The organism is Streptomyces sp. SID4985, from assembly GCF_009863025.1.
In the GTDB taxonomy this organism is placed as follows: Bacteria; Actinomycetota; Actinomycetes; order Streptomycetales; family Streptomycetaceae; genus Streptomyces.
The window spans coordinates 1-21,873 of record NZ_WWIR01000689.1 but is presented as its reverse complement, the minus strand read 5'-3'; the positions used below and the strand labels follow the sequence as shown (position 1 = coordinate 21,873).

Below are 21,873 nucleotides of genomic sequence, written 5' to 3'. Positions count from 1 at the left end.
GAGGCCGTGCCCGAACCGCTCCCGGCCGCGCCGGCCCCGCCGCCGGAGCGGCAGTGGCGGCCCGGCCAGGACGTACGGCACGCCGAACACGGGCCCGGCTGGGTGCAGGGCAGCGGGCTCGGCCGGGTCACCGTGCGCTTCGAGACGCCGGAGGACTCGGCGCCCGGCCGGGTGCGGACCTTCTGGGTGGACGACCCGGACCTGGCACCGGCGGACCCGCTGCCCCTGGTGGCGAGGGCGGCCGGTGGACCGGAAGAGGGGACGTGAGGGAGGAGAGGGGTCAGGCGTCCTCGGTGCCCGCGAGCTTGCCGAAGTCGCGGTCCGGGACCTTGGGAGCGGTGGGAGAGGCGGACACGTCGAGGCCGTAGTGGTGGTAGAGCTGGAGTTCCTGCTCGGGGGAGAGGTGGCGGCCCACCCCGAAGTCCGGGGCGTCCTTGATCAGCGCGCGTTCGAAGGGGACCTGGAGGGTGCCCTCGACCAGTTCGCTCGGTTCGAGCGGGACGAAGGCGTCGCGGGAGAAGAGTCCGGTGCGTATGGCGGCCCATTCGGGGACGCCCGTCGCGTCGTCGAGATACACCTCGTCGATGGTGCCGATCTTGGTGCCGTTACGGTCGAACGCCTTGCGGCCGATCAGATTGCGCGGATCGATGTCGGTCTGCACGGTCCCTCTCCCTCCACGTGGTCCCAACTCATCCGTTAGCACTACAAAAGAGCAGAATGAGCGAGGCGGCCACTCGAACGCCGCGCGGCACGGCCCCGCTGGTACTCTGACAACGGCTGCTGACCCCGTGCGGGAGAGTCCTCCGAGCAAGTCGGAGGCGCCGAAGGAGCAACTCCTCCCCGGAATCTCTCAGGCCCCCGTACCGCACGGACGAGGTCACTCTGGAAAGCAGGGCGGGCGTCCACGGCTCCCGCTCTCACCGACGGTGAAAGCCGGGGCCCTCGGGCATCCGGTGAAGCTCTCAGGTATGAGATGACAGAGGGGGAGGCCGGTGGGCACCCGCGCCGAGGTGCCCCTCGCAGGTCGCGCCAGACCAGGAGGCCTCCGCACATGACCGCCCCTCGCATTCCGCTCTCCGCCCTCGAAGCGGGCATCCCCTTCGAGCAGCGACACATCGGGCCCGACCAGGAGGCGCGGGCCAAGATGCTCGCGCAGGTCGGCTACGGCTCGCTCGACGAGCTGACCGCCGCCGCCGTCCCGGACGTCATCAAGAACGCCGACGCCCTCGACCTGCCGGACGCCCGCACCGAGGCCGAGGTGCTCGCGGAACTGCGCTCGCTCGCGGACCGCAACCAGGTCCTCGGCTCCATGATCGGCCTCGGCTACCACGGCACCTTCACCCCGCCGGTCATCCTGCGCAACGTCATGGAGAACCCGGCCTGGTACACCGCCTACACGCCGTACCAGCCGGAGATCTCCCAGGGCCGCCTGGAGGCCCTGCTCAACTTCCAGACGATGGTCGCGGAGCTCACCGGACTGCCCACCTCCGGCGCCTCCCTGCTCGACGAGGGCACCGCCGCCGCCGAGGCCATGGCGCTCTCCCGGCGCATGGGCAAGAACAAGAAGGGCCTCTTCCTGGTCGACGCGGACACGCTGCCGCAGACCATCGCCGTCATCGAGACCCGCGCCGAGCCGACCGGCGTCGAGGTCGTCGTCGCCGACCTGAGCGAGGGCATCCCGGCCGAGCTGGCCGCCCGTGACATCACCGGCGTCCTGCTCCAGTACCCCGGCGCCTCCGGTGCCGTACGCGACCTGAAGCCGGTGATCGAGCAGGCGCACGAGCTGGGCGCGCTCGTCACCGTCGCCGCCGATCTGCTCGCCCTCACCCTGCTCACCTCGCCCGGCGAGCTGGGCGCGGACATCGCCATCGGCACCACGCAGCGCTTCGGCGTGCCCATGGGCTTCGGCGGCCCGCACGCGGGCTACATGGCGGTGCACGAGAAGTTCGCCCGCAGCCTGCCCGGACGCCTCGTCGGCGTCTCCGTGGACGCGGACGGCCACAAGGCATACCGACTCGCGCTGCAGACCCGCGAGCAGCACATCCGCCGCGAGAAGGCCACCAGCAACATCTGCACCGCGCAGGTGCTGCTCGCCGTCATGGCCGGGATGTACGCCGTCTACCACGGCCCCGACGGCCTGCGTACGATCGCCCGTCGCACCCACCGCTACGCCACGATCCTCGCCGAGGGCCTGAAGGCGGGCGGTGTCGAGGTCGTCCACGGCGCCTACTTCGACACGCTGACCGCGCGCGTGCCCGGCACGGCCGCCGATGTCGTCGGCGCCGCGCGCAAGGGCGGGGTCAACCTGCGCCTGGTCGACGCCGACCACGTCTCCCTCGCCTGCGACGAGACCACCAACCGCGCCCAGCTGGCCGCCGTCTTCGCCGCGTTCGGCGTCGAGGGCGACATCGAGGCGCTGGACGCGGCCGCCGCCGAGGCCCTGCCCGAGGCGCTGCTGCGCACCGACGACTACCTCACCCACCCGGTCTTCCACGAGCACCGCTCCGAGACGGCCATGCTGCGCTACCTGCGCAAGCTGTCCGACCGCGACTACGCGCTCGACCGGGGCATGATCCCGCTCGGCTCCTGCACCATGAAGCTGAACGCCACCACGGAGATGGAGCCGGTCACCTGGCCCGAGTTCGGCCAGCTGCACCCCTTCGCGCCCGCCGAGCAGGCCGAGGGCTACCTCACCCTCATCCACGAGCTGGAGGACCGGCTCGCGGAGGTCACCGGCTACGACAAGGTCTCCCTCCAGCCCAACGCCGGTTCCCAGGGCGAGCTGGCGGGCCTGCTGGCCGTCCGCGCCTACCACCGCGCCAACGGCGACGAGCAGCGCACCGTCTGCCTGATCCCGTCCTCCGCGCACGGCACCAACGCCGCGAGCGCCGCGATGGCCGGGATGAAGGTCGTCGTCGTCAAGACCGCCGAGGACGGCGAGATCGACGTCGAGGACCTGCGCGCCAAGATCGAGCAGTACCGCGACCAGCTGTCCGTGCTGATGATCACCTACCCGTCGACGCACGGCGTCTTCGAGGAGCACGTCGCCGACATCTGCGCCCAGGTGCACGACGCGGGCGGCCAGGTGTACGTCGACGGCGCCAACCTCAACGCCCTGGTCGGCCTCGCCAAGCCCGGCCACTTCGGCGGCGACGTCTCCCACCTGAACCTGCACAAGACGTTCTGCATCCCGCACGGCGGCGGCGGTCCGGGCGTGGGCCCGGTGGCCGTACGCGCGCACCTCGCGCCGTACCTGCCGAACCACCCGCTCCAGCCTGCCGCCGGTCCGGAGACGGGCGTCGGCCCGATCTCGGCCGCCCCGTGGGGCAGCGCGGGCATCCTGCCGATCTCGTGGGCGTACGTGCGCCTCATGGGCGGCGAGGGTCTCAAGCGCGCGACCCAGGTGGCCGTGCTCTCCGCGAACTACGTCGCCAAGCGCCTGGAGCCGCACTTCCCGGTGCTCTACACCGGCCCGGCCAACCTCGTCGCGCACGAGTGCATCATCGACCTGCGCCCGCTCACCAAGGCGACCGGCGTCAGCGTCGACGACGTGGCCAAGCGCCTGATCGACTACGGCTTCCACGCCCCGACCATGTCCTTCCCGGTGGCCGGCACGCTGATGATCGAGCCGACCGAGTCGGAGGACCTGGCCGAGCTGGACCGGTTCTGCGACGCGATGATCGCGATCCGCACGGAGATCGAGAAGGTCGGCTCCGGCGTGTGGTCCGCGGACGACAACCCGCTGCGCGGCGCCCCGCACACCGCGGCCGCGCTCGGCGGCGAGTGGGCGCACCCGTACAGCCGCGAGGAGGCCGTCTTCCCGGCCGGTGTCTCGGCCGCCGACAAGTACTGGCCGCCGGTGCGGCGTATCGACCAGGCCTTCGGCGACCGCAACCTGGTGTGCTCCTGCCCGCCGCCGGACGCGTACGAGGACTGATCCCGTAAACGCGTGAGGGGCGGCTCCCGGTCCGTGGATCCTGTGGATTCACGGGGTGGGAGCCGCCCCTCGGCGTTTTCTCAGGCGGTGGCGAGCGAGACCTCCGTCGACTTGATCAGCGCGACCACGTCGGAGCCCGTCGACAGCTTCAGTTCCTCCGCCGACTCGTGGGTGATGGCGGAGGTCAGCTCGGCGCCCGGCACCTGGATCTTCACCGCGGCCATGGCCTCGCCGGTGGCGATGTCGGTGATGGTGCCCGCGAGCTGGTTGCGGATCGAGATGTGGTGCACGGGCTCGGTGGCGAGCGAGACCTCCGTCGCCTTCACCAGGGCGCGCACCGACGTGCCCTCGCGAAGGCCCAGGTCCTCGGCGGCCTCCAGGGTGATCGCCGCGGTGATGTCCTGACCGCCGGTCAGCCGGACCTTGACGGTCGCCATGACCTCGCCGGAATGGACCGCCGTGACGGTGCCGGGAAGCTGGTTGCGGATACTCATGGTCATGGCGCCCCACCGTAATGGGTCCACACGCTCACTCTGGGTAAGCGTGTGTCTGCGTCGCCTTGACGGTCGCCCAGACCGCGGCGCCCGGGTGAAGGTCGAGTTCCGCCGCCGCGGCCGTGGTGAGGTCGGCGGCGAGCGGCAGATCGCCCGTGAGGTCGGCGCGGATCTGGTCGCCGTGGGACTCCAGACCGACGACATGGCAGCGCCACAGGTTCCGGGCGCTGGCCCCGGTCGGGCGGTCCCTGAAGAGGGTCACCGCGACCGGCGGGAAGGCGACGAAGGCCGGTCCGGTCAGCTCCTCGGTGGTCGTGATCTCCGGCCCGGCGTCGAGCCGTACGGTGTGGCCGTCGGCGGTTCCCCGGTAGAGGTTGAGGCCGACGAGCTGAGCGATGTAGTCCGTGCGCGGATGGCGGGCGATCTCCGTGGGGCTGCCCTCCTGCACCACGCGGCCGTGCTCAACGACCACCAGGCGGTCGGCGAGCACCATGGCGTCCAGCGGATCGTGTGTGACCAGGACGGCGACGGCCTCGAACTCCGCGAGGTGGCGTCGCAGTTGGGAGCGGACCTCCAGGCGGGTGCGCGCGTCCAGCGCGGCGAGGGGTTCGTCGAGCAGCAGCAGGCGGGGCTGGGTGGCCAGCGCCCGCGCCACGGCGACGCGCTGGGCCTGGCCGCCGGAGAGGCGACGGGGCTTGGCGTTCATGTGGTCCGCCAGACCCAGCCGGTCCAGCCAGGCCGCGGCCTGGGTACGGGCCTCCGCCTTGCCCACGCCGTGGCAGCGCGGCCCGAACGCCACGTTGTCCAGGGCGGACAGATGCGGGAAGAGCAGATAGTCCTGGAAGACCACGCCGACCGGGCGCGACTCCGGCGGGGTGCGCTCCAGCGGCTCGCCGTCCAGGCGCAGATGCCCCTCGGTGAGCGGGATCAGGCCCGCGAGCGCCCGTAGCGCGGTGGTCTTGCCCGCGCCGTTGGGGCCGAGCAGGGCCACCACGTCTCCGGGAGCGGCGCGCAGGGACACGTCCAGACGGAAGGTGCCCCGGTCGACGACGAGCCGGGCGTCCAGGCCCTGCTCGTCCGTGGCCTCCACGTCGCTCACGCCCGGGCGGGGCGCGTTGATCTCGGTCATCCGGGAACTGTCCTTCGTCGGTACTCGCGCGGGGGGCGACTTCCATCCTCGCGGCACCGTCACGCTCCTGTCATCCACCGGTCCCGCAGCCCCGCGAGCACCGCGATGGACACGGTCAGCAGGATCAGGCTGAGGGCGATCGCGGCCTCGGGGTCGTTCTGCAGGGCGAGGTAGACCGCGAGCGGCATGGTCTGGGTGCGGCCGGGGAAGTTGCCCGCGAAGGTGATCGTCGCGCCGAACTCGCCGAGGGCACGCGCCCAGGCCAGGACGGCACCGGCGGCGATGCCGGGGGCGATCAGCGGCAGGGTGACCCGGCGGAACGCGGTGAAGCGGGACGCGCCGAGCGTGGTGGCCGCCTCCTCGAAGCGCGGGTCGGCCGCGCGCAGCGTGCCCTCGACACTGATGACCAGGAAGGGCATCGCGACGAACGCCTCCGCGATGATCACGCCCGCGGTGGTGAACGGCAGCGTGATCCCGAACCAGGCGTCGAGCCACTTGCCGACGACGCCGTTGCGCCCGAGGGCGAGCAGCAGGGCCACACCGCCGACGACCGGCGGCAGCACTAGCGGCAGGGTCACCAGGGCGCGCAGGAAGGACCGGCCGGGGAACTCGGTGCGCGCGAGGATCCAGGCGAGGGGCACCCCGAGGACGAGGCTGACCGCGGTGGCAGCCGTCGCGCTGATCAGGGACAGCTGGAGGGCCTGCCACACCTCGGGGCTGCTCAGCTGGTCGGGCAGGCTCTTCCAGGGAGCCCGCACGAGCAGGGCGAGGAGGGGCACCAGCAGGAACGCGATCGCCACGATGCCCGGCACCAGCAGCGGGAGGGGGACACCGCGCCGGTGCGCGCGTACGCGGGGGCGCCGCGGCCCTCCCATGGGGGTGGTCGCGGCGCCGGTGCTGTCGAGTGCGGTCACGGCTGGAGGAAGCCGGCCTGGGTCAGCACCTTCTGGCCCTCGGGCGACTGCACCAGGGCGATGAACGCCTTGGCGGTCTCGGCGTTCTTCGACCCCTTCAGCAGGGTGATCGGGTAGTCGTTGATCGCGTCCTTGGACTCGGCGAACTCCACGCCCGCGACCTTGCCCTGGGCGGCCTTGACGTCGGTCTTGTAGACGAGGGAGGCGTCGGCCTCCTTCAGCTCGACCTTGTTGAGCGCGGACTTCACGTCCTGCTCGTAGGAGACCGGGGTGACCTTGAGGTGGCTGGCGTCCAGCACCTTCTGGGCGGCGGCGCCGCAGGGAACCGTCTTGTCGCACAGGACGACCTTGAGCTTGGGGTCGGTCAGGTCCTTCAGGGAGTCGACCTTGTCGGGGTTGCCCGGCAGGGTCGCGATCTCCAGCTGGTTGCGGGCGAAGGTGGCCGGGGTGCCCTCGGCGTCCTGCTTGTCGGTGACGATCTTCATGGTCTTGGGGCTGGCCGCGGCGAAGACGTCGGCCGGGGCACCGCTGGTGATGCTCGCGGCGAGGGTGTCACTGCCGCCGAAGCTGAAATCGACCTTGGTGCCGGGGTGCTGCTGCTCGAACTGCTTGCCGAGCGTCGTGAAGGTCTCCTTGAGGGAGGCCGCCGCGAACACGGTGACGGTGCCCTTCGGCTTCGGGCTCGCCGAGGCGGAGTCCGACGAGTCCGCCTTGGCAGGCGTGGACCCGTCGGAGGAGGAGCACGCGCTGAGCGCCAGCAGAGCGGCAACTCCCACACCGGCCAGCGGCAGCATCCGGCGGGTCCGGCGTACGGAACGGGTCATCACGGTTCTTCTCCTCACGATCAGTGGAACAGCCCCTTGCGCTCTTCCACGGCCGGAGTCCGGCCATGCGGCGATGATACTGCCGCAATTGCGGGTGGTAGGCCATCTGTCGCATTGCATGAGCGGCCAAGTTGTGATCTGGAGCTGGCATATGCGTTTGTGTGCCAGCGTCTTGCGGGTACGTATTCCTGGGAGGTGGTCGCAAGGTGTCACTCGCGCAATGGGCCATGACCGGCGACCTGGCCAGACCCGCCCGGCTGACCGTGCGGGACCTGTTTGGCTGGCCGCAGTACGGGGTGGAGGTGACGTTCGAATGCGCCACGAGCGGCATTCAGCGGCACCGTTTCTCGGGGCCGCGCCTTTACGACGTCCTCACCGACGCGGGCCCTCATTTCGACCCGGCCCGCCGTAAGGACCGACTCCGCTTTCTCATTGCGGTGACAGGGACGGACGGGCATCACGCGGTGTTGTCGTGGGCCGAGATCGACCCCGATTTCGCACACGCTCCGGTACTTCTCGGGGTCACGATCGACGGCACTCCGCTGGACGCGGCGGGTCCGCAATTGGTGCTGCCCCAGGACCGCTGCGGCGGTCGGCACATCAGCGGGATCACGGGGATCCGGGTGGACGGGAACTACCCCTTCGGCGCGCCCGCACCGGTCGCGTCGGCGGCGGCTTCCTGAGCTGCGCGGACGACCCTCCGGGGGCGTTGGTGACGTTCTGGACGGCAGGGCCGTCAATGTCCGGTCTGTGAGATTTCTTTCACCGATTTCCGGCCCTGCAGCCGCTTCGCGTCCGGGCCGGAAATTCGCGTAAAGCCATGTTTGGCGCTATGCGTGAATTAACGCTCAGATGCGATCAATGTGGACATTCGTGGACTTCACGCGCGCGGTGGCCTCCATGCCGACCTCCAGGCCGAGTTCGTCCACCGCCTCCCGGGTGAGCAGGGAGACCAGCCGGTGCGGGCCCGCCTGGATCTCCACCTGGGCGGCGACGTCACCGAGCTTGATGGCGGTGACGATGCCGGGGAAGGCGTTGCGGACCGAGGTGTAGGAGGTCTCCTCCTCACCGGCGCCCGTCTGGGCCAGCTCGACCGAGAAGGCCGCGAGGTCCTTGCCCGCGATCAGGCGTCGTCCGGATTCGTCGCGGTGCGTGGCCATGCGGCCGGCGTCGGCCCAGCGTCGTGCGGTGTCGGGGCTCACGCCGAGCAGCCGCGCCGCCTGGCCGATGGTGTATGACTGCATGTTCGTCACCATAAATCCAGAGGTCGGGAACGGGACACACGGGTCCGGTTTCGCGTGTCACGCGCAGGGGGCCGAGTGGACGCGGGGCCCGCCCGGTGTACGAGGGGCCTCAGCCCGTGTGGACGCGTGGGCGGCGGGCCCGGTTCGGCTCCGCCTCGCGCAGGACCTCGCGGGTGACGGGGGCGACCTCGCCCTGTCCGAAGAGGAAGAAGCGCAGGAAGTTGGCGAACGGGTTGCCCTCCGTCCACTCGAAGAAGATGTGCGGGATACGGCCGGTCATGTCGCGCACATGGAGGAGCAGCGCGGCCAGGCCGTTGGGGATCGAGGCGGATTCGACGGTCAGCACCCGGTAGCGGTTGTGCAGGACCTCGCCGTGCACGGTGAGGCAGGACTCGAACTCCGAGGGGTCCGACACCTTGACCTCGACGAAGACGAAGTCCTCCTGCTCGGGCATGTCGTTGTCGGCCCGGATCTGCTCGATCTTGTCGCGGTACTCGGCCTTGTCGCGCTGGTCGGGCTCGTTCGCGATGAACCGGATCTTCCGGCTGGCCATGTCCCTGATGAAACGTTCCGCCATCGGGTCCATCGTCACGCTGGTCACACGCAGCTCGAAGGCGCGGGCCAGGCGGGACAGCAACGAGACGAGCATGATGCCCGCGATGAAGCAGGCGCCGATCTTCACACCGTCCGGGCGCTCGATGACGTTCACGACGGTTGTGTACAGGAACACCGCCGAGATGACCGCGAACGCGATGGTCCAGCCGCGCTGCCTCGCCTTGTGCGCGGCGATGGTCACCGCGATGGCGGCCGAGCTGATCAGCACCAGCACACCGGTGGCGTAGGCGCTGCCCTGCTTGTCCACGTTGGCGTCGAAGAGCCAGGTGACCAGGAAGGCGATCAGGATGAAGACGATGACCATCGGGCGGACGGCGCGCGCCCAGTGCGGTGCCATGCCGTAGCGGGGCAGATAGCGCGGCATCAGATTGAGCAGCCCGGCCATGGCGGAGGCGCCCGCGAACCACAGGATCGCGATGGTCGAGACGTCGTACACCGTGCCGAAGATGTTGCCCAGGTACTCGTGAGCGAGGTACGCGAGGGCGCGGCCGTTCGCCTTGCCGCCCGGCTTGAACTCCTGCGCCGGGATCAGGAGCGTGGTGATGAAGCTGGTGGTGATGAGGAAGCAGCTCATGATCACGGCGGCCGTGGTGAGCAGCTTCTTGGTGTCCCGGATGCGGCCGGTCGGCCGTTCCTCGGTGTCGCCCTCGTCGCCGCGGACGTGCGGCATCACGGCGACCCCGGTCTCGAAGCCGGACAGACCGAGGGCCAGCTTCGGGAAGACGATCAGGGCGACGCCGATCATCACGAAGACGTTGCCGTGCTGCGCGGTCAGGGCGGTGGTCCAGTCGGTCACCACGTGCTCGGCGGTCAGGACGTGCCACAGGCCAGAGATCACCACGACCACGTTCAGCCCGAGATAGATGCCGACCAGGGCGACGGCGACGCCGATCGCCTCCAGGAAGCCCTTGAGGAACACCGCACCGAGCAGCGCGACCAGCAACAGTGTGATCAGCATCTGATGGCCCTGGAGCAGGCTCGTCAGATGCGGGTTCTCCACCAGGTGGGTGGAGGCGTCGGCGGCGGACAGGGTGATGGTGATCAGGAAGTCCGTGGCCGCGAAGCCGAGCAGCGTCAGCACGAACAGCTTGCCCTGCCAGAACGAGAGCAGCCGCTCCAGCATCGCGATCGAGCCCTCGCCGTGCGGGCTCTCCTGCGCCACCCGCCGGTACACCGGGAGCGCGCCCGCCAGGGTGACGATGACGAGGACCACGGTCGCGATGGGCGAGAGGAGTCCGGCGGCCAGGGCCGCGATGCCCGGCTGGTAGCCGAGGGTGGAGAAGTAGTCGACACCGGTCAGGCACATCACCCGCCACCAGCGCTGCCCCTTGTGCGGGGGTTCCGGCTCGGCATGGGGTCCGGTCAGGCCGCCGCTCCTGCCCATGTCGGACAGCCCCTCAAGCATCCAGGCGCGCAGGCGACTGGGAGGGTGCTCGGTCGTGGCCATCGGCGTGCTCCTGGTGGTGCGGCTCAGCTCTCTGCGGCTCTCTGCGGCCATCACGCGGACGGCGGCACCAGCGTAAGCGGAGAGTGACGCCAGGGCCCATGCCCTGCCGGAGCCGAGGGCGTCAATCTTGCGTTAAGAATGGCTCGACCGGTGGTGGCGAAGCAGCAAAAGTGGAGGCCCGGAGCCTGGCGGGGCACTGCGGATAGGGGTCGGAGGAGGGCTGGTCCGCGCTCCTGGGGCGGACACCGAGCGTTATCTCTCAAGCCAGGTTGTCCATGCGTCTCGTACGACATTTCCATGCTGCCCCGGGCAGGGCGGGTCCGCAGCCGGTGGGGGGCGTACGGAGGGGGCGTGGCGTGGGTGTCGTGGGGAGGGGGAGGTATGGCGGTCCCGGGGTGGCGTCACAGTTCGCGGGTGTCGATGCGCAGATGCCAGGCGTTGCGTCGGTGGACGGCCACCAGCTGGGACTCCAGCGGTGAGGGCGGTACGGCGAGGACCGGGCAGTGGGCGTGGGCGAGGCAGTGGCGGGAGACCCGGCCGGAGAAGGGGTGGCGCAGCTTGCGGCGCCCGGCGCCGACGACGAGCAGGTCGCTCTCGCGGTCCGCCACGGTCACCAGGGCGCGGCCCGGTGAGCCCCGGATGATCACGGGGTGCAACGGGAAGCCGGGACCGGTCTGCCCGAAGACCTCTTCCAGTACCGAGACCAGACGCTGCTCGGCCAGCCGCTGCCACTCGTCGAGGAGCGGGTCGTGGACGAGCGGGCGGCGCGCGACCGGTTCTCCGCCGGGCGGCTCCCAGGCGAGTGCGGGCCACAGTTCCGCGCCCAGTCGGCGGGCCAGCGCGGTGGCCTGGCGCAGGGCCGCCACACTGCCCAGGGACCCGCTCACGCCGGCCACCACCCGAGTGGTGACGGAGGCGTCGTAACCCGGCATCACAGCACCGTTCCTCGTGACGGCTCTCCCCGCGCGCGGGGCTCTCCTTCCATCCCACGCCCACCGGGGCGATCCGACCAGTCGGCGGGGGTGTTTCTGACAGGTCCCTGACGGGGGTCCGGTCGGTCGCGTTACGTTCCGGCCCCGGACACGCGTCGGGGCCGGTGCGCACTCTGGTGCGTGCGTCCGGCCCCTCGGGTCGCCGGGTGCCCCGCAGGGCTCCCGGGTCGTGCTCGGTGTGCCGCTCAGGCGGCGGTCATCACGTGGTCCGCGCCGAGCGGGCGGTGCGGCGCGATCACCCGGCCGTCGGGCAGCAGCTCACCGGTGTCCTCGAACAGCAGGACGCCGTTGCACAGCAGACTCCATCCCTGCTCCGGGTGGTGCGCCACGAGGCGGGCGGACTCGCGGTCGGCGGACTCGGCTGGCGGGCACGGCGGCTGGTGCTGGCACATGGGTGGGATCTCTCGCTCTGTCGTGGTCATGTCCGTCCCCCGTAAATGAGTCGGTCGGAACCCAGTGTTGCCCTACGGAGGTCGTTCCGCAGGGATTTCGCGGCACCGCTTCTCACAGGTTGATGACGTGTCACCCACGCGGACGGTTCAATCCAACTGCACTGTCATTTTGGGTGGTTCGCAGTCACCGGAAGGGGCTAGTCCGCATGGCCCACATGGCCCATACGGGATGCCCCGGGGCGCCAGGGGGCGCGGCTGCCGAGCGCGCGAGGGTCGGCCCGCAGACACTCGTACCCCGCTTCCGGCGCGCGGAAGCGGGGTACGGCGGTTTTGGTTCCGGGTGTCGCGTTCCGGGTCTCGGGTTTCGGTCAGGCGGGGGAGCCGAGCAGTGGGACGCGGTTCGCCCGGAGGGTGAGGACGGGCAGCAACTCCGAGACGCGGTGCGGCCGGTGGGCGGAGATGCCGGGCGGGGCCGGGGCGAGCGGGATCAACAGGTCGTCGGCTGCCGGGAGGCCCTCGGCCGGGTCGGCCGTGATGTCGCCGTGCAGCCACAGGGTGAGCATGTAGAGCCCGGGTACGGACAACAGGCGTGGTTGGTACGGCTGTTGCAAGGTCTCCGCCTGCTGGAGCGCGCGCTCGGTGGAGGGGAGGTAGGGGCCCTCGAAGAAGCGCGAGAAGGCCCAGCCGTCGGCGGTGAGCATGGTGTCCGCGGCGGCCACGGCGCGGTCGCCGGAGCGGATGAGGAAGCGCCAGCCGGCCAGCCGGGTCGCGGCCGGACCCGGGTCGGTGGCGTGGTCCAACACGTGCACGGCGAGCGGGAGTTCAGCGGTGACAGGTCCCTGTGCTGCGCGCAGGGAGGGGGTGCGGGCCTCACGTACCGCGGTGGGGGAACCGAGGGCCGTGAGGATGGTGCGCAGTGCGGGCGCGGGGGCAGGGGGAACGTGCAGCGGCATGGTGGGTCGCCTCTCGTTCGACAGGCGCGGCGGCGCGAGGAGGGTAGGGCGGACGGCGCTGTCTGCTCACAGGTGGGCGGCCTGGGAGATGGGGGCCCGGAGCGGTGGACGCGGGTGTGGCTGAGGCCCGTCGTCCGTCACCTGACGGCGGGAACACGGTGGGAACGCGTCGGAAACCGATACCGGGGCGCCAACCTTCGGCCTTCTCCGCGAAGTTTATACGACACGTGTTCAGCTGGTGTTTCGGCTATCGGATTCCGGTGATCGGAACAAGCGGATATCCGGCCGGGAATCTGCGGTATTCCTCCCGATTTCCGGGGCGGTCCGCGCCGCTGACCTCGTGCTCCGCGTGTCACGCGGTCGGCCGAATGTCGTCGGCGTTTTTCACGAGACGATCTGGGCACCCGAAGGTGCGTGCTGCGGTATGCCCAGTGAATGTGCCGCAGGACACCACGACAGAATAACGGGCGGCGAGGCCGGATGCGGCGTTATGGATCGCTTCCGCTGGGCATCATCCCACCTGATCCGGGGAGCCCGGACCGGTGAACCCGGCGGCCGGACCCTCGGGCCGCCCGTCCGAGGAGGGATATTTGCATGGGGGAGAAGGTCGTGGCAGGGTCGTTCGACCTGTCCGATCGCGGGCGCTACCGCGAAAAGCTCCAGAAGTGCCTGGCGGGACTGGAGCGGCTGCTGGCAGAGAAGCGTTTCGACCGGCCCAAGAACCTCATGGGGCTTGAGATCGAATTGAATCTCGCCGGGGCCGACGGCCTGCCCAGAATGTTGAACGGTCAGGTTCTGGAGCGGATCGCCAGCCGGGATTTCCAGACCGAACTCGCCATGTTCAATCTGGAGGTGAACATAGCGCCGCACCGGCTGGGCGGCCGCGTTTTCGACGGGCTGGCCGAGGAACTGCGCACGTCCCTCGCCTACGCCGACCGCAAGGCCGGCGAGGTCGACGCCGGGATCCTGATGATCGGCATCCTGCCCACGCTCGGCCGTGACGACCTGGTCTCCTCGAACCTCTCCGAGGTGGACCGGTACGCCCTCCTCAACGACCAGATCGTGGCCGCGCGCGGTGAGGACTTCCGGCTCGACATCGACGGGGTCGAGCACCTGCGGTGCACCTCCCGGTCCATCGTTCCCGAGGCCGCCTGCACCTCCGTACAGCTGCATCTCCAGGTCACGCCCGGCCGGTTCGCGGACGTGTGGAACGCGGCGCAGGTCGCGAGCGCGGCCCAGATCGCCGTCGGGGCCAACTCGCCCTTCCTGTTCGGGCACGAGCTGTGGCGCGAGTCCCGGCCGCCGCTGTTCCTCCAGGCGACCGACACGCGTCCGCCCGAGCTCCAGGCGCAGGGGGTGCGGCCGCGTACCTGGTTCGGCGAGCGCTGGGTGTCCTCCGCGTACGAGCTGTTCGAGGAGAACCTGCGCTACTTCCCGGCCCTGCTGCCGATCTGCGACGACGAGGACCCGCTGGAGGTCCTCGACGCGGGCGGCGTTCCCCGGCTCGCCGAACTCGTCCTGCACAACGGCACGGTGTACCGCTGGAACCGGCCCGTCTACGACATCGCGGACGGCGTCCCGCACCTGCGCGTGGAGAACCGGGTACTGCCCGCGGGGCCCACCATCACCGACGTGATCGCCAACGCGGCCTTCTACTACGGCCTGGTGCGCGCCCTGGCCGAGGAAGCGCGCCCGGTGTGGACCCGGCTGCCCTTCACGGCCGCCGAGGCCAACTTCGACGCGGCCTGCCGGTACGGCATCGACGCCCGCTTCGTCTGGCCCCGGCGCGGCCGCTACGGCGGCGTCGGCGAGATCGACGCGGTCACCCTCGTCCGCGAGGAACTCCTCCCGATGGCCTCCGCCGGCCTCGACGCCTGGGGCATCGAGCCCGCCGACCGCGACTTCTACCTCGGCGTGATCGAGGAACGCTGCCGCCGCCGCGTCAACGGAGCGTCCTGGCAGGCAGCCACCTTCCACCGGGCCCTGGAACGGGGCATGGACCGGGAGGCGGCACTGGCGGCCACGACGCGTCGGTACGGCGAGCTGATGCACGCGGGGGAGCCGGTGCACACATGGCCGGTGGGGGTGCCTTCGGCGGTGGCGCTGGGGTGAGGGGTGCTCCGCGGGGGGTGGTGGTGCGGAGTGCGGTTCTTGAGGTGCGGGGGTGGGGTGGGATGGGCTGAGCAGGGGTCTTCTGGGGTGGCCGGGGCGGTGGTCTGCCGCGTCGGGTGCTTTCGAGGTGATGGGAAGGGTGGGGCTGGCCTTGTCGGTGCTTCTCGGGTGAGAGAGGCACCGGCGGGGTCGGCCCCGCCGGTGCGGCTGGGGCGGGGTCCGGCCGGGTCGGCTGGGCCGGGTGCGGCTGGGGCGGGGTCCGGCCAGGTCGGTCGTGCCGGGTGCTGCTGAGCCTGTGGCGGCGGGTGGAGTCCGACCGTGCCGGTGTTCCGGGGCGATCGGTCCGGCGTACGTCTGCCCCACCTGACTCATGGGGCGGGGGCGGTACGGCGTATACGACCCGGTGCGCGGTGCGCCGACTCGCTTCTGCGATCCTTGCGGGACGTAGGTGCGCAGGGGGCCGGTGGGCCGTCTGCGGTCGAGCGCAGGTGGAGCGCAGGTGGAGGCTGAACCGGTGGCCGAGTCCCTTCCCCGGGAGCGGAATCCGCGGCGGATGCTGCGGGACGAGACCCTGCTCGTTCTGGCGCTCTCGCTCGGGGCGAGCGGGGTCTCCGCGCTCATCAGCTTCATCGGCTCGGTCACCAAGCCGGGCGGTCTCAAGGACCAGGCGGCCACCCTCAACGCCTCGGCCGCGCCCGGCCGTCCGTGGCTCGACCTCGCCTGGCAGCTGTTCGGCATCGCGTCCGCGCTGGTGCCGGTGCTGCTCGTGGCACACCTGCTCCAGCGCGAGGGCAAGAGCCTGCGCGTCATCGGCTTCGACCGCAGCCGGCCGTGGTCCGACCTGGCGCGGGGCGCGGCGGTCGCGGCCGTGATCGGCAGCACCGGCATCGCCTTCTACCTCGCGGCGCGGAGCCTCGGCTTCAACCTCACCGTGGTGCCGGAGGCGTTGCCCGACGTGTGGTGGAAGTTCCCGGTCCTGGTGCTGTCCGCCGTGCAGAACGCGGTCCTCGAAGAGGTGATCGTCGTCGGCTACCTGCTGCGCAGGCTCGGCCAGTTGGGCTGGACACCGGGCACGGCCCTGGTCGCCAGCGCGGTGCTGCGCGGCTCGTACCACCTCTACCAGGGCATCGGCGGCTTCATCGGCAACATGGTCATGGGCGTGGTCTTCGTGTGGCTCTACCGGCGGTGGGGCCGGGTCGGGCCGCTGGTCGTGGCGCACTCGCTGCTCGACATCGGCGCGTTTGTGGGGTACGCGCTGCTCGCGGGCAAGGTGGGCTGGTTGCCGACGGCTTGAGGATCTCGTCCTCTCGTTCTCTTGCGGTTGAGCGGGCTTCAACTCCTGCTCTGTGCTTCATAGATGGGGCGTGCGTGGCGCAGGCGGCGGCGGACCGAGCCGATGCCGCCTGCCGCCCAGCACGACGTATCCGGGGTCAACGCCTCGGCTTACGCGTGCAGTTCGCCGTCGATCACCGTCACCGCGCGGCCGATGAGCAGGGTGCGGTCGTCGCGCAGGCGGGTGCGGACATAGCCCGTGCGGCGGGAGGCCTGGAGACCGGTGAGGTCGTCGCGGCCCAGGCGGGGGGCCCAGTAGGGGGCGAGGGCGGTGTGGGCGCTGCCCGTGACGTTGTCCTCGTCGATCCCGACGTTCGGGAAGAAGCAGCGGGAGACGAAGTCGCAGCCGAGGGTGGGGTTTTCGGCGCGGGCGGTGACGATCACGCCGCGCGAGGAGCACTCGGTCAGTTCCTTGAGGTCCGGAGCCAGCTCCAGTACGGCCTTCTCGTCCGCCAACTCGACCAGCAGATCGCCCACTTCGACGCCGGTGTCGTACACCGCGACCGGGTCCGCGCCGAGTGCCCGCGCGAGGCCGTCCGGTGCAGCCACTTCGGTGAGCGGGGCGGTCGGGAAGTCCAGGGTGATCCAGCCGTCCTCGCCGGGGGTGGCCGTGAGCACCCCGCTCCGGGTCGCGAACCGCACCGGTCCCTCGAACACTCCGGTGGCGTACAGGACATGGGCCGTCGCCAGCGTGGCGTGCCCGCACATCGCGACCTCGGTACGCGGCGTGAACCACCGCAGCGCCCAGTCCGCCTCACCGCCCTCCGGCAGCCGGTGCGCGAACGCGGTCTCGGGGTGATTCACCTCGGCGGCGACGTTCTGCAGCCAGTCGTCGTCGGGGAAGACGTCGTCCAGGAGGACCACTCCGGCGGGGTTCCCGGTGAAGGGCAGATCGGTGAAGGCGTCCACGATTCGAATGCGCATGGCGCAGACCCTAGAGGGCCGGACGACTGGGCGTCCAAGGCCAGTTGGGGTGGGGTGGATCGGGTGTGCGGGATGATGGTCTCGGTGGACGGCTCGGCTTCGCCCCGTCGGGTGGAGGGGCGCGCTGGGTTTCGAGCGGGTCCGGGCCCGTGTGCCTGTCCGTAGCTCGCGTGACGAGCTCATGCTGACAGCATGGCGCACTCTATGGTCGAGGCTGTGGACAGCGAGGAGATCACCATCAAGCTCACCCCGGACGAGGCCCTGGTCCTGTCCGACTGGCTGGAGCGGGTGCAGATGACGGGCCTCAGCGGTCTTGTGGACGATGAAGCGGTCTGGACTCCGATCCACCGGCTCGCGGGGACACTGGACAAGGCCCTCCCCGGAATCTTTGCGGCGGACTACGCGGAGCGTCTGGAAGCGGCACGTCGGCGGCTTCGTCCCCCGGCGGATGATGGCGGTGAGTCGGAGGACTCCGGGTGACCTTGTGGTCGGTCAGTCGATGTGCTGTCGGGTCGTCGCGGCCCAGGGAGCGATCTGTGACAGTGAAGATGGGAGATCATCTGACGATCTCACCACCGACTCGTATGGATGACGGTGCACCATTTCGGGTGCGGTGATGTGTGTGTTGGGGGGCTCGGTCGTCAGTGTGCCCAGGGCAGACGAACCGCCTCGATCTCGGGGTCGTTCAGCAACGCGTCGATGAGGGCCGGGGGGCCGGCTTCCTTGGTGGCCCACAGGTCGTAGTCCGTGCACAGGACCCAGGAGCGGTCATCGGCCCAGAGGTTGGACGGGCTGAAGTCTTCCTCGGAGTGGTCGTAGAGGAACTCGGCGTCGCCGAGCCGCCCCGCACGCACATGGAGGTTGTCGAAGTCGATGGCGCCGAGCACCAGCGGGTTGTAGTAAGCCAGGCAGCGAGTGTCCGGGCCCGCGGGACTGTGCTGGGTGAGGACGGCGATCAGTCGGTTCCAGGTCTCACGGTCCAGGCTCCCCTCGGTCGGTGGGACCATGCTCAGCGGCCAGCTGCCCTCCTTCTTGGCCGAGGGGAAGCAACGGTAGGAGGGCATCAGCCCGTGGGGTACGACCGGGTCACCGATCCGCTTGGCAAGCTCGGCCCAGCGCAGCCGTCGCCAGCCGGGACCCGGGTGCCGGGCGCGTCCCAGCCCTCCTCCCGTGGCGACGCCCACGGCGTCGAGGTCGAGGCCCGCGACGATGTGGGGCAGGGCGCTTCCGTCGGCAAGACGTGCCTGGTGGTGCTCGTGGTAGGACGCATCTACCGGCCCCTGCTCTTGCTCATACATGGCGTTGAGCACCCACACCGCGTCGGGCATCGCTGGAGGCATGAATCCTGTGATGCCGTCGCCGCACAGCTCCAGCAGCCAGTCGGTGGCCCCGGACGGCACAAGCGGCCACAGGCTTGAGATCAGGTTCAACTCCTCGGACATGTTGCTCATGGTCCCAGGGCGCGAGCCCGCTCTTCCTCGGCGGTCCGACGGTGCGGGTGACCTGCGTGGACCTCGGTTCGTCGAGACGGAACGAGCCTGAGACCCCTCCGCGCCAGGCTCCGTTCAGACTGAGCGGGGGTGGCGATGGAACGGTGGCCTGAAGGTCCCGCCGCTGATCCGGAAGCGGCGCGGGAGCGGTATGACTCCGACATGCGGGCGGAGCGCAAGGCGCTGCGTGAGGCGATCAGGGCAGATCTGCCTGCCGCGCACTTTGGTCTCGGTATCGTCATCGCCGCGAGCGTGATCGTGGGCTTGCTCGTGGGGCCGGTCGCCGGGGTCCTTGTGGCTGGAGCTCTTGCCGTTCTCTTCCTCGTTGCCCTGGCGGTCATGTTCGTGCGGGGCGTTCGAGGGCTGGACGCGGGGAGACGGGCCTACGTCTTCACCTTTGGGTGGGCGAACTGGGTGTAGGGCCCGCCGCTGTCCGGTGTCAGTGGCAAGCGGCAGACTGCGCGCGTGAATGATTCCCACGAATCCGATCGCAGCGATCGTGCTGAGCCGACCTGGGTCAGCTCGATGGGGGGTCCGTTGATCGTGCTCCCCGAGTCCTGCATCGGCGCATGGGGTGGGTGCACGGAGGATGGATCCGTCCTGGGCGAGGACGGTGGCCGTGATGATTACGACCGAGCTTGCGAGGTCGACGACTGGGCCGGCGTGATCGCTCTGCGCGCGGAGGCTGCCACTGCGCTTGTCCTGGCCGATGAACCCGCAATGACGTGTTTCCTGTCGGAGGAGTTGCTCTTCGTCCGGTGGCTGGCTGCGGATTCGGAGGAGGAACTGCTCGCCGGGGCGGAAGCGGTCGTGGCCGACCCGGACACTCCGTGGGAGGACGGCGGCTTGTGGGCCACTGATGGCCCGGCGGTGCTGATGGACTCGGCCGTAGGCGGTGCGGATCTCGGAGTGGAGTATCCCGGTGGTGGCCAGCCGGAACAGGCTCCCGTGCAGCTTCCGGCAGGCCGGTGGAGGGTCCGCGCAGTCCATACGAAGAACGAGTTCGCGTGGGTGGGCGTGGTGCAGCTTGTTGCCGAGGACGGCTCGGTCTGAAGGCCGGCATCCCGCGCCACTCAGTGGGGCCGGGCCGCCGCGTGCTCCAACCGCTCGTCCAAGGACAGCAGCCTGCGGTGCGGGAGCACCGGACGGGACATCTTCAGAGCGTCCGACCAGCCGGGGCGCATCGGCTCCGGAGTCAGTGCGTGCGCCAGCAGCAGCGAGGCGTCCTGGAGATGAACCTGGTCGATGAGGATGCCCGTGCCGTGGACGTCTGCCAGACGCACCCGCATCCCGGTCAGCGCGACGACCGTGTACGTACGCTTCTCGAAGCTGCGGCTGCGAGGCCAAGGCCACCACCGAAGGGTCGAAGTCCAGGGCCATCGCGGCACCCCGCTCGACTCACGCTCGAAGGGCTCGTCCCAGCTGCGGGCCAGTGATCCCAGGCGCCCGACCCCGTCGACGCAGACAAACCCCCCTGTACGTCCGATGCGTGCTCCCAGACGGGCCCCGATCTCACCGACTCGCTCACGGCTACCTCCCCCGGCACCCTTGCCGGCAGCATCGGCCACCCGATATGCGGCCATGCCCCGGAGCCACAAGGCGTCACCCCACATCAAGTTCGGCGAGGGCATTGTCGTAAGCCGATTAGCGATATATCGTCGAGGTGTCGCGTAAGAGGTGCGACAGGTGCGTGACTGATCGACGATGGAATGGAGTGGTCGCGATGCATAGCCACGGATTCGAGCGTGGGCATCGTCCTGGTGGGCCCGGTCGGCATGGCTGGGGGGCGTTCGGGGGAGTTGAGGCGTTGCGGGAGGCGTTCGGGCCGTTCGGGCCTGGTGGGCCCGGGGGGCCTGGGCGGCATGGGTTCGGGCCTGGTTTTGGTCCGGGGCCGTGGGGTGGCATGGGGCGGGGTGGTGGTCGGGGGCGGGCTCGGCGCGGTGACGTGCGGGCCTCGATCCTGGCGCTGCTCAGGGATCGGCCGATGCACGGGTACGAGATGATCCAGGAGATCGCGGAGCGTAGCGGGGGCGCGTGGAAGCCGAGTCCTGGTTCCGTCTACCCGACGCTTCAGCTGCTGGAGGACGAGGGGCTGATCGTCAGTGAGAGCGAGGGCGGCAAGAAGCTGTTCTCGCTCACCGAGAGCGGTCGGGCCTCCGCCGAGGAGGGGCCGGAGGCTCCCTGGGAAGAGGCGACGCGCGGTGTCGACTGGGAGGCGCTGGGCGAGATCCGGCAGGCCGGGTTCGGGCTGATGGAGGCCTTCGGGCAGGTCTGGAAGACCGGGACCAAGGAGCAGCGCGACAAGGCGCTCACCGTCATCAACGAGGCCCGCAAGCGGCTGTATCTCATCCTTGCGGATGAGGACTGAGTCGCCCTCACGTCCGCACGCGTCGTATCACCGCCGCGTCGAACAAGTCCCACGCGCGCGGGAAGGCGCTCTCGTCGTGGCAGTGCCAGGCGTCCCAGAACAGGTCGGCGAGCAGGGCGTCGTGCGGGGCGTAGACCCGGTACACGTACTGCTTGCCGTCCACTGCCGGCAGGCCCACCAGCCAGCACAGGCATCCGTCCTCCACTTGTTGTGTGACGTACGAAAGGGGCAAGTGGTTGCCTCGTGGGGCGTATGCAAGGCGGCGCGCGCCCCTGAGACGGGATCGGCCGGATCTCCTCCGTGAGGATGAGATGGACCGGCCCGGTGTCAGCTCACCGTGGGACGCGAGAATGGTTCCCCTCGTGGATGCCGTCCGCCCCGGCGGCTGATGAGGTGTCTGATGTGGAACCCCGCACAGTCGGCAGCGCCGCGCCTCATGAGGGCGTGCCGCGTGCCGAGAACGACACCGGGCCCGGCACCGGCTTCGCGTCGGTGATCGCCGGTGCCCGCCGGAGAGCCGTACGCGACGGCGACCGGCAGATCGACACCGCCCATCTGCTGCACTCGCTCCTGGAGTCCGACCCCGAGGCCCGCGCCGCCGTCGGCACCCCGACCCAGCTCGCGCGGCTGCTCGGCTACCTCGTGCAGCGCAGCATCGGGTACGGCCTGCGCTGGCAGGGCGGTGCCGAGGTGCCCGGCGCGGAAG

General features: G+C 70.3%; 22 protein-coding genes, 2 pseudogenes and 1 riboswitch. Of the genes and pseudogenes, 10 read left to right on the top strand and 14 right to left on the bottom strand.

Going from position 1 to position 21,873, the window contains the following annotated elements; genetic code table 11:
* Window positions 1-267 (top strand): annotated as a pseudogene (locus tag GTW40_RS30445) (DNA polymerase IV); the annotation flags it as partial.
* Window positions 268-280: 13 nt separating this feature from the next.
* Here the strand turns inward: GTW40_RS30445 and GTW40_RS30440 are convergent.
* Complete coding sequence (locus GTW40_RS30440; protein ID WP_161183356.1) at window positions 281-661, bottom strand: PRC-barrel domain-containing protein; 381 nt, start codon at window positions 659-661, stop codon at window positions 281-283.
* 120 nt (window positions 662-781) lie between these two features.
* A riboswitch (glycine riboswitch) is annotated at window positions 782-876 on the top strand.
* A 175-nt stretch (window positions 877-1,051) separates the two neighbouring features.
* Here GTW40_RS30440 and gcvP point away from each other — a divergent pair.
* A complete protein-coding gene (gene gcvP, locus GTW40_RS30435; RefSeq protein WP_161183355.1) occupies window positions 1,052-3,937 on the top strand; it encodes an aminomethyl-transferring glycine dehydrogenase in 2,886 nt (961 codons plus the stop codon).
* Window positions 3,938-4,017: 80 nt separating this feature from the next.
* Here the strand turns inward: gcvP and GTW40_RS30430 are convergent, their stop codons facing one another.
* The 4 genes from GTW40_RS30430 to modA are packed head-to-tail and all read right to left on the bottom strand — an operon-like array spanning window position 4,018 to window position 7,298.
* Window positions 4,018-4,437 carry a TOBE domain-containing protein gene (locus GTW40_RS30430; protein WP_161183354.1) on the bottom strand — a complete coding sequence of 140 codons (420 nt, stop codon included), beginning with the start codon at window positions 4,435-4,437 and terminating at the stop codon, window positions 4,018-4,020.
* A gap of 28 nt (window positions 4,438-4,465) precedes the next feature.
* Window positions 4,466-5,560, bottom strand: coding sequence for an ABC transporter ATP-binding protein (locus tag GTW40_RS30425; protein ID WP_161183353.1), 1,095 nt, complete (start codon window positions 5,558-5,560; stop codon window positions 4,466-4,468).
* A gap of 59 nt (window positions 5,561-5,619) precedes the next feature.
* A complete protein-coding gene (locus tag GTW40_RS30420) occupies window positions 5,620-6,474 on the bottom strand; it encodes an ABC transporter permease (RefSeq protein ID WP_161183352.1) in 855 nt (284 codons plus the stop codon).
* The gene (gene modA / locus GTW40_RS30415; protein ID WP_161183351.1) at window positions 6,471-7,298 is read right to left on the bottom strand and encodes a molybdate ABC transporter substrate-binding protein; all 828 of its coding nucleotides are present in this window, start codon (window positions 7,296-7,298) and stop codon (window positions 6,471-6,473) included. The genes GTW40_RS30420 and modA overlap by 4 nt, the downstream gene beginning before the upstream one ends.
* A gap of 227 nt (window positions 7,299-7,525) precedes the next feature.
* On the opposite strand from modA, the gene GTW40_RS30410 reads away from it, so the two are divergent.
* Window positions 7,526-7,981 (top strand): molybdopterin-dependent oxidoreductase, encoded by a 456-nt coding sequence (locus tag GTW40_RS30410; protein WP_202486625.1) that lies wholly within the window; start codon window positions 7,526-7,528, stop codon window positions 7,979-7,981.
* A gap of 165 nt (window positions 7,982-8,146) precedes the next feature.
* Here GTW40_RS30410 and GTW40_RS30405 read toward each other — a convergent pair whose 3' ends face one another.
* From GTW40_RS30405 to GTW40_RS30385, 5 genes are all read right to left on the bottom strand, one after another.
* Complete coding sequence (locus GTW40_RS30405) at window positions 8,147-8,542, bottom strand: helix-turn-helix transcriptional regulator (RefSeq protein WP_161183349.1); 396 nt, start codon at window positions 8,540-8,542, stop codon at window positions 8,147-8,149.
* 109 nt (window positions 8,543-8,651) lie between these two features.
* Window positions 8,652-10,604, bottom strand: a complete 1,953-nt coding sequence (locus GTW40_RS30400; RefSeq protein ID WP_161183348.1) for an APC family permease — start codon at window positions 10,602-10,604, stop codon at window positions 8,652-8,654.
* Window positions 10,605-11,005: 401 nt separating this feature from the next.
* The gene (locus tag GTW40_RS30395) at window positions 11,006-11,536 is read right to left on the bottom strand and encodes a universal stress protein (RefSeq protein ID WP_161183347.1); all 531 of its coding nucleotides are present in this window, start codon (window positions 11,534-11,536) and stop codon (window positions 11,006-11,008) included.
* 245 nt (window positions 11,537-11,781) lie between these two features.
* Window positions 11,782-11,988, bottom strand: a complete 207-nt coding sequence (locus tag GTW40_RS30390; protein ID WP_116152356.1) for a DUF5999 family protein — start codon at window positions 11,986-11,988, stop codon at window positions 11,782-11,784.
* A 368-nt stretch (window positions 11,989-12,356) separates the two neighbouring features.
* A complete protein-coding gene (locus GTW40_RS30385) occupies window positions 12,357-12,941 on the bottom strand; it encodes a hypothetical protein (protein ID WP_161183346.1) in 585 nt (194 codons plus the stop codon).
* Window positions 12,942-13,535: 594 nt separating this feature from the next.
* Here GTW40_RS30385 and GTW40_RS30380 point away from each other — a divergent pair.
* A complete protein-coding gene (locus GTW40_RS30380; protein WP_161183345.1) occupies window positions 13,536-15,053 on the top strand; it encodes a glutamate--cysteine ligase in 1,518 nt (505 codons plus the stop codon).
* A gap of 553 nt (window positions 15,054-15,606) precedes the next feature.
* Entirely contained in the window at window positions 15,607-16,347 is a 741-nt protein-coding gene (locus GTW40_RS30375) for a type II CAAX endopeptidase family protein (protein ID WP_161183361.1), read from the top strand.
* A gap of 149 nt (window positions 16,348-16,496) precedes the next feature.
* On the opposite strand, the gene GTW40_RS30370 is transcribed toward GTW40_RS30375, so the two are convergent.
* The gene (locus GTW40_RS30370; RefSeq protein ID WP_161183344.1) at window positions 16,497-17,309 is read right to left on the bottom strand and encodes a PhzF family phenazine biosynthesis protein; all 813 of its coding nucleotides are present in this window, start codon (window positions 17,307-17,309) and stop codon (window positions 16,497-16,499) included.
* A 192-nt stretch (window positions 17,310-17,501) separates the two neighbouring features.
* On the opposite strand from GTW40_RS30370, the gene GTW40_RS30365 reads away from it, so the two are divergent.
* Complete coding sequence (locus GTW40_RS30365; protein ID WP_237525844.1) at window positions 17,502-17,789, top strand: hypothetical protein; 288 nt, start codon at window positions 17,502-17,504, stop codon at window positions 17,787-17,789.
* Between the two features lie 161 nt (window positions 17,790-17,950).
* Here GTW40_RS30365 and GTW40_RS30360 read toward each other — a convergent pair whose 3' ends face one another.
* Complete coding sequence (locus tag GTW40_RS30360) at window positions 17,951-18,760, bottom strand: hypothetical protein (RefSeq protein WP_237525842.1); 810 nt, start codon at window positions 18,758-18,760, stop codon at window positions 17,951-17,953.
* Window positions 18,761-18,895: 135 nt separating this feature from the next.
* On the opposite strand from GTW40_RS30360, the gene GTW40_RS30355 reads away from it, so the two are divergent.
* Complete coding sequence (locus tag GTW40_RS30355) at window positions 18,896-19,219, top strand: hypothetical protein (RefSeq protein ID WP_161183358.1); 324 nt, start codon at window positions 18,896-18,898, stop codon at window positions 19,217-19,219.
* 45 nt (window positions 19,220-19,264) lie between these two features.
* The gene (locus GTW40_RS30350; RefSeq protein WP_343245827.1) at window positions 19,265-19,852 is read left to right on the top strand and encodes an Imm21 family immunity protein; all 588 of its coding nucleotides are present in this window, start codon (window positions 19,265-19,267) and stop codon (window positions 19,850-19,852) included.
* 20 nt (window positions 19,853-19,872) lie between these two features.
* Here the strand turns inward: GTW40_RS30350 and GTW40_RS32865 are convergent, their stop codons facing one another.
* A complete protein-coding gene (locus GTW40_RS32865; protein ID WP_202486627.1) occupies window positions 19,873-20,082 on the bottom strand; it encodes a hypothetical protein in 210 nt (69 codons plus the stop codon).
* 440 nt (window positions 20,083-20,522) lie between these two features.
* On the opposite strand from GTW40_RS32865, the gene GTW40_RS30345 reads away from it, so the two are divergent.
* Entirely contained in the window at window positions 20,523-21,167 is a 645-nt protein-coding gene (locus GTW40_RS30345) for a PadR family transcriptional regulator (RefSeq protein ID WP_161183343.1), read from the top strand.
* Between the two features lie 7 nt (window positions 21,168-21,174).
* Here GTW40_RS30345 and GTW40_RS32860 read toward each other — a convergent pair whose 3' ends face one another.
* Complete coding sequence (locus GTW40_RS32860; RefSeq protein ID WP_237525846.1) at window positions 21,175-21,345, bottom strand: hypothetical protein; 171 nt, start codon at window positions 21,343-21,345, stop codon at window positions 21,175-21,177.
* 266 nt (window positions 21,346-21,611) lie between these two features.
* Between GTW40_RS32860 and GTW40_RS33455 the strand changes: the two are divergent.
* Window positions 21,612-21,873 (top strand): annotated as a pseudogene (locus tag GTW40_RS33455) (peptidase); the annotation flags it as partial.